Here is a 6,644-nt window from a genome sequence, read left to right on the forward strand (position 1 = left end):
GCCAATGCCGTGCGCGCGATGAATATCGGCGCGAAGACCGGCGGGTTCTACCAGGACACCGGCGAGGGCGGGCTCAGCCGCTACCATCTCGAACATGGCGGCGACGTGGTCTGGGAAATCGGCTCCGGCTATTTCGGCGCGCGCGACAAGGACGGTCATTTCGATCCCGAGAAGTTTCGCGACAAAGCCGCCAATGACGCCGTCAAGATGACCGAGATCAAGGTCAGCCAGGGCGCCAAGCCCGGCCATGGCGGCATGCTGCTCGGCTCCAAGGTCACGCCCGAGATCGCCGAGGTGCGCGGCGTACCAGTCTACCAGAACTGTCTGTCGCCGCGCGGCCACTCTGCATTTTCGACGCCTGTGGAGATGCTGGAATTCGCGGCCAAAATGCGTGATCTTTCCGGCGGCAAGCCCGTCGGCATCAAGTTCTGTGTCGGCCAGCCGCATGAGCCCTTCGCGCTGGTGAAGGCGATGCTTTCGACCGGCATTTATCCCGATTTCATCGTGATCGACGGCGCCGAGGGCGGCACGGGTGCTGCTCCGTTGGAACTTGCCGACTGGGTCGGCATGCCGCTCTGGGACGGGCTGATCATCATGCGCAACGCGCTTGTCGGCGCGGGCGTGAAGAAGCATGTCCGCCTTGCCGCCAGCGGCAAGGTGTTCTCCGGCATGGGGCTTGCGCACAACCTCGCGCTTGGCGCCGACTGGTGCAATGCGGCCCGCGCCTTCATGATGTCGGTCGGCTGCATCCAGGCGCAGCGCTGTCACACCGGCACCTGTCCCACCGGCGTCACCACCCAGGACAAGTGGCGTCAGCGCGCGCTTGTGCCGGAAGAGCAGGGCGCCAACGCCGCCCGGTTCCACAAGAAGACCGTCGAGGCGCTCTCGGAAATCGTTGCCGCCTGCGGCTATGCCCATCCGCAGGACCTGCAGCCGCACCACATCATGCACCGTCTCGGCTCGCATGACGCCGTGCCGCTCGACAAGCTGCATACCTTCCTGCCGGAAGGCGTGCTGGTGGACGACCCCGATTCGACGCTCTACGCCGACTGGTGGCGTGCGGCGAGCCCGGACAGTTTCCGCCCCACGGCCGATCTGGTGCGGATGCGCGCCAGCGCCGGCTGAACCTGCCGGTCCGTTCGGTAAGGCCGCCGTCTGATCGGTTCCGGTTGCAATTTGGACGCAATGCCGACGAATTTAAACGTAGGGCGCGAAACCGATTGACTCGGTTTCGCGCCCGTTCAAATAATTGAAGCCGAGTATTGCATATTCACTGTAGTAAGCCAGCAGGGGTGGTCGGCTGCACTCGTTGAAGCGCATTGAGCTAAGGGGGATTTTCTATGGCGATGCGACGCGAAATCGGGCTGATCGGACTGACATTTGTCGCGGTCGGCGGTGTACTGGGTTCCGGCTGGCTGTTTGCCCCGCTTGATACGGCGCAGCTTGCGGGGCCCGCCTCGATCATAGCCTGGCTGATCGGCGCGGTGGCGATGCTTCTGATCGCGCTTACCTATGCCGAGAATTCCACGCTGTTTCCGATCGCCGGCGGCATCGCCCGCATTCCGCAGTTCTCCCACGGCCGGTTGCTGGCGCTCGCCATGGGCTGGAGCGCCTGGGTCGGCTATTGCACCACCGCACCGATCGAGGTGAAGGCCTCGCTCGGCTATGCCTCTTCCTATCTGCCGTGGCTGACCAACAGCGCCGGCGGCCTGACCGTTTCCGGCTATCTCGCCGCCGCCGTATTCCTCGCGGTGCTCACCGTTATCAACGTCTTCGGGGTGGCGTGGTTCGCCCGCATCAACACCGCGATGACGTGGTTCAAGCTGTTCGTGCCGGTGGTGTTCATCGTGGTCATCGTCGCGGCCCGGTTCGAGCCCTCGAATTTCACATCCGCCGGCGGTTTCGCGCCGTTCGGCGTTCCCGGCATTTTCGCCGCCGTCTCCACCGGCGGGGTCGTCTTCGCCTTCATCGGCTTCCGCCACGCAATCGACCTTGCGGGCGAGGTGCGCAATACCCAGCGGGTGATTCCGCTGGCGCTGATCCTGTCGGTGCTGATCTGCCTTGCGATCTATGTTGGCCTGCAGATCGCCTTCGTCGGCGCCATCGACCCGGCATCGCTTGCGGGCGGCTGGCAGACGATCGAGGCGACCCATGAACTCGGACCGCTTGGCGCGCTGGCAACCTCGATCGGGGTGTTGTGGCTTCTCAGCATGCTGAATGTCGCCGCCGTGATCTCGCCCGCCGGCAGCGGCCTCGTCTCGGTCAGCTCGAATGCGCGTCTGGCGCTGGCGATGTCGAACAATGGCGTGTTCCCGCGCCTGTTCGCCAAGCTCAACGAATTTGGCGTGCCGCTCTGGGCGCTGATCCTGAACTATGTGGTGGCGCTGTTCATGCTGATCGTGCTGCCGTTCCAGCAGATTCTCGCGCTGAACAGCGCGGCGGTGGTGCTGTCGTTCATCGCCGGTCCGGTTTCCATGGTCGCCTTCCGCTATCTCGCGCCCAATGCGCGCCGGCCGTTCGTGGTGCCCGCCGCGGGCTTCATCGGCGCCGTCGCCTTCGTGATCGCCAGCCTGATGATCTTCTGGTCCGGCTGGAGCACGATCTGGCTCTTGCTGGCACTGCTTGCCGTCGGCGCGGTGCTGTTCCTGCTGCGCTTCGCGGTGATCGGCCGGGAGGATCTGGAGCCGAAGAGCGCGGTCTGGTTCGGAATCTACATGGCCGGCATCGCCGTGATCTCCTATCTCGGCGGCTATGGCGGCGGTCTCGGCGTCATCCCCCACCCGCTCGATTCCGTGCTGGTCGGCCTGTTTGCCGTGGTGATTTTCCTGATGGCCGTCCGCGGCCGCGTCTCACAGGAGGTCTTCGAGCGCTTCCGCCACGAGCAGCACGAAATCGAACGCCAGGAATATGACGGCGACGACATCGAGGACGCGATGACGCGGGAGTAATCCTGTCGACCTGCCTCAGCCGCCCGTTGTCATCGACGGGCGGCTTTTACGTCACTTTCTCTGGCCCGGAAATCAATGCCGGCTTCCGGCGTCATAGGGCGAATCCAGCGAGAAGGCGGGGATGTCGATCTTGAGGAGGCGATTGTCGGCGGTTCTGGCGACGTAGTGGCCGACCATGATGCCGGAGGGCGTGTCGAGCGGTGCGGCGGATTGGTAGCTGTAGCGCTCTTCCGGCGCGATCACGGGGTGCTTTCCGGCGATGCCGTCGCCCGACACGGTTTCGACAATGCCGCTGGCATTGGTAATCGTCCAGTGGCGCGAGACGATCTCGATCCGGTCTCTGCGGTGATTGGCGATCTCGATCTCATAGGCCCAGACGAAATGCTCGTCCTCCGGCATGGAATGGCTTTCCAGGAAGCTTGGCCTGACGCTGACCTCGATCTCGTGGGTGATCGCCCTGTAGTGCACTGGTTCTCCCTGCAAGCCCCGACCGGCTTGGATCATTGGGCGGTCAATCTGAACCGCCCGATGATCCAGCTCTTTGTCTTAACGCATCGGGGCATCGAAAAACCGGGACCTACTTTTCGCCCGATGCTCTGGCCGCCCGTGAGGCCAATGTGGCTCAGACCGGCAATTTCGCAAGGGCCTGGGCGAAATCCTCGATCAGGTCGTCGGTGTCCTCGATGCCGGCCGAGAACCGGATGGTGCCGCCGGTGATGCCGAGTTCGAGGCGGGCTTCCTCCGCGAGGTTCTTGTGCGTCGTGGTCGCCGGATGGGTGATCAGGCTCTTGGCATCGCCGAGATTGTTGGAGATCGAGACGATGTCGAGCTTGTCCTGCAGCGCGAAGGCCGCGTCCTTGCCGCCCTTCAACTCGAAGGCGACCAGCGAGGAGCCGGCGGCCATCTGCTTCTTCACGATATCGGCCTGGGGATGGTCGTCGCGGCCGGGATAGATGACCCGCGCGACCTGTTTCTGGTCGGCCAGGAAATCGGCGATCCGGCCCGCTGTCTCGGTCTGCTGGCGCACGCGCAGCGGGAAGGTTTCGAGCCCCTTCAAGAGCAGCCAAGCGTTGAACGGGGAGAGCGCGGGGCCGGTATGGCGGAAATAATCCTGCAGCTCTTCCTCGATCCATTCCTTCGACGACAGCACCACGCCGCCAAGGACCCGGCCCTGGCCATCAATATGCTTGGTCGCGGAATAGACCACGATGTCGGCGCCAAGTTCCAGCGGTTTCTGGTAGAGCGCCGTGGCGAACACATTGTCGACCACGGTGCGCGCGCCGGCCTGTTTTGCAAGGGCGGCGACGCCGGCGATATCGACAACTTCCAGCGTCGGATTGGTCGGGCTTTCGAGGAAGAATAGCTTTGTGTTGGGCCGGATCGCGGCTTCCCAGTTGGCAAGATCGCGGCCATCGACCAGCGTGCATTCGATGCCGTATTTCGGGGCCAGCGTTTCGACCACCCAGCGGCAGGAGCCGAACAGCGCGCGGGCCGCGACGATATGGTCGCCGGCCTTCAACTGGCAGAGGATCGCTGCGGAAACGGCGGCCATGCCGGAGGCGGTGGCGCGGGCATCCTCCGCGCCTTCCAGCGCGCACATGCGTTGCTCGAACATCGCATTGGTCGGGCTGCCGTAGCGGGCGTAGATGAAGCCTTCCTCCTCGCCCTTGAAACGGGCCTCGGCGGCGGCGGAATTCTCATAGAGAAAGCCCTGGGTGAGGAAGATGCCCTCCGACATTTCGCCATACTGCGAACGGAGGCTGCCGCCGTGAACGAGCTTGGTCTGAGGACGCCAGGACTTTTTCATCATATTTCTCCAAACAAAAAAACCGGTCGCGCGGGACCGGTTCACCCGGCCTTTTAGCTAGTTGTTTAACGTGGCTGCAAGCCGACCGGCCAAATCACCACGGGTATAAAGGCGGCATAATCCCTATAAGCGCTTGCGTCAATTCTGAAAGCTTGGTTTTGTCGCCCGACAGGAGCAAAACATGTCACAAAAGCCCGGAATTCTGGCAGATCGCGCGATCGCCAGCCTGTTTGATAACGGTAATCTGATTGCGGCCGCGCCGCGCGATCACGACCAGATCCAGCCCGCAAGCCTCGATCTGCGGCTCGGCGCGAAGGCCTATCGCGTCCGCGCAAGCTTCCTGCCGGGGCCCGGCCACAAGGTCGGGGACAAGCTTTCGCGCCTCAGCATGCATGAGATCGACATTACCGAGGGCGCGGTGCTGGAGACCGGCTGCGTCTATATCGTCGAACTGATGGAGGCGCTGAAGCTTAAGGACGGGCTGTCGGCCTCGACCAATCCGAAAAGCTCCACCGGCCGCCTCGATATCTTCACGCGGGTGATTTCCGATTACGCCCAGGAATTCGACATCATCCCGGCCGGCTACGAAGGCCCGCTCTATCTCGAGATCTCGCCGCGCACCTTTCCAATAATCGTCCGTCAGGGATCGCGGCTGTCGCAGATCCGTTTCCGAACGGGACAATCCGTGCTCTCGGAGTCCGCACTTCTGGCGCTCCACGAACGCGAGACGCTGGTAGCGAGCGAGATGCCGAATGTCTCCGGCGGCGGGATCGCGCTGTCGATCGATCTGGCGGGCGAGGGGCTGGTCGGCTATCGCGGCAAGCACCATACCGGCGTGATCGATGTCGACCGCAAGGCCGGTTACGACGTGCTCGATTTCTGGGAACCGATCCAAGGCCGCGGCAAGGGCGAACTGATCCTCGATCCTGACGAGTTCTACATTCTGGTCTCGCGCGAGGCGGTGCACGTGCCGCCGCTCTGTGCCGCCGAGATGACGCCGTTCGATCCGCTGGTGGGCGAGTTCCGGGTGCATTACGCCGGCTTTTTCGATCCCGGTTTCGGCCATGCGGGCGCCGGCGGCGGGGGTGCGCGGGCGGTGCTGGAAGTGCGCAGCCACGAGGTGCCGTTCATTCTCGAACACGGCCAGATCGTCGGCCGGCTGATCTACGAGAACATGCTGGAAATGCCCGAGACCCTTTATGGCGCGGGCCTCGGCTCAAACTATCAGGCGCAGGGACTGAAGCTCTCCAAGCACTTCAAGGCCGGGTGAGCGGATCAATTCTGCATTGCGGCGGGCGCGCTCAGTAGAGCCGCGGCATGACGCCGGTGAGGATCAGGCGCTGCAGGAAGAACACGATCAACAGCACGATCACCGGCGAGATGTCGATCCCGCCGAGATTGGGCAGGAAATTGCGGATTGGCCGATAGACCGGCTCGGTGACCGCGTAGAGCCCGCGCCCGATCGAGTTGATGAACGGGCTGTGCGCATTGATGATGTTGAAAGCGTAGAGCCAGGAGAAGATGGCGCTGGCGATGATCACCCACTTATAGATTTCAAGTGCGTAGTAAATCGTCTCGAACAGCGCGATCATGAAGGACTCCCGTTTTTTCCTTGCAAACATTTAGACATTCAATTCTAAACGAGCAAGGGGCGGCGGGTTTTGTCCGGTATTTATTGCCGGTTGCGCCCTCAGCGCATCATGTCTCCCGAAAGCTTATCTAATACCAAGGACCGATGATTAGGACCCATATGATGCGCGCTGCAATGGCCATCCGAGTAGGAAAATACCGCAGAGCGATGCTTGAGCATCGCGCGAGGATTTTGACGCCCACGGGGGCCATTCCAGCCGCACCCTTTCAGGGCCGGGCGATTTTGAACGCCTGCGTCG

Annotated in this window: 6 protein-coding genes and 1 riboswitch; of the genes, 3 read left to right on the forward strand and 3 right to left on the reverse strand. The window is 62.8% G+C overall.

Translation table 11 applies throughout. The features are described 5' to 3' along the window. Together B4E36_RS07115 and B4E36_RS07120 are read left to right on the forward strand one after the other, a co-directional pair. The coding region (locus B4E36_RS07115; protein WP_345900174.1) for an FMN-binding glutamate synthase family protein at positions 1 to 1,125 on the forward strand (1,125 nt) is incomplete at its 5' end. Positions 1,126 to 1,340: 215 nt separating this feature from the next. After that, the gene (locus B4E36_RS07120; RefSeq protein WP_292057008.1) at positions 1,341 to 2,948 is read left to right on the forward strand and encodes an APC family permease; all 1,608 of its coding nucleotides are present in this window, start codon (positions 1,341 to 1,343) and stop codon (positions 2,946 to 2,948) included. 72 nt (positions 2,949 to 3,020) lie between these two features. Here B4E36_RS07120 and apaG read toward each other — a convergent pair whose 3' ends face one another. Then, positions 3,021 to 3,416: a Co2+/Mg2+ efflux protein ApaG gene (gene apaG / locus B4E36_RS07125; RefSeq protein WP_292057009.1), complete on the reverse strand. Its 396-nt coding sequence runs from the start codon at positions 3,414 to 3,416 to the stop codon at positions 3,021 to 3,023. Between the two features lie 154 nt (positions 3,417 to 3,570). Beyond that, positions 3,571 to 4,755 (reverse strand): O-succinylhomoserine sulfhydrylase, encoded by a 1,185-nt coding sequence (locus tag B4E36_RS07130; protein WP_292057012.1) that lies wholly within the window; start codon positions 4,753 to 4,755, stop codon positions 3,571 to 3,573. A gap of 33 nt (positions 4,756 to 4,788) precedes the next feature. Further along, positions 4,789 to 4,866: riboswitch (SAM riboswitch) on the reverse strand. Positions 4,867 to 4,936: 70 nt separating this feature from the next. Here B4E36_RS07130 and B4E36_RS07135 point away from each other — a divergent pair. After that, positions 4,937 to 6,025 carry a 2'-deoxycytidine 5'-triphosphate deaminase gene (locus B4E36_RS07135; protein WP_292057015.1) on the forward strand — a complete coding sequence of 363 codons (1,089 nt, stop codon included), beginning with the start codon at positions 4,937 to 4,939 and terminating at the stop codon, positions 6,023 to 6,025. A 31-nt stretch (positions 6,026 to 6,056) separates the two neighbouring features. Here B4E36_RS07135 and B4E36_RS07140 read toward each other — a convergent pair whose 3' ends face one another. Then, complete coding sequence (locus B4E36_RS07140; RefSeq protein WP_018062808.1) at positions 6,057 to 6,347, reverse strand: YggT family protein; 291 nt, start codon at positions 6,345 to 6,347, stop codon at positions 6,057 to 6,059. Between the last annotated feature and the right edge of the window lie 297 nt (positions 6,348 to 6,644).

The sequence above is a fragment of the Martelella sp. UBA3392 genome (genome assembly GCF_002358775.1).
Lineage (GTDB): Bacteria > Pseudomonadota > Alphaproteobacteria > Rhizobiales > Rhizobiaceae > Martelella > Martelella mediterranea.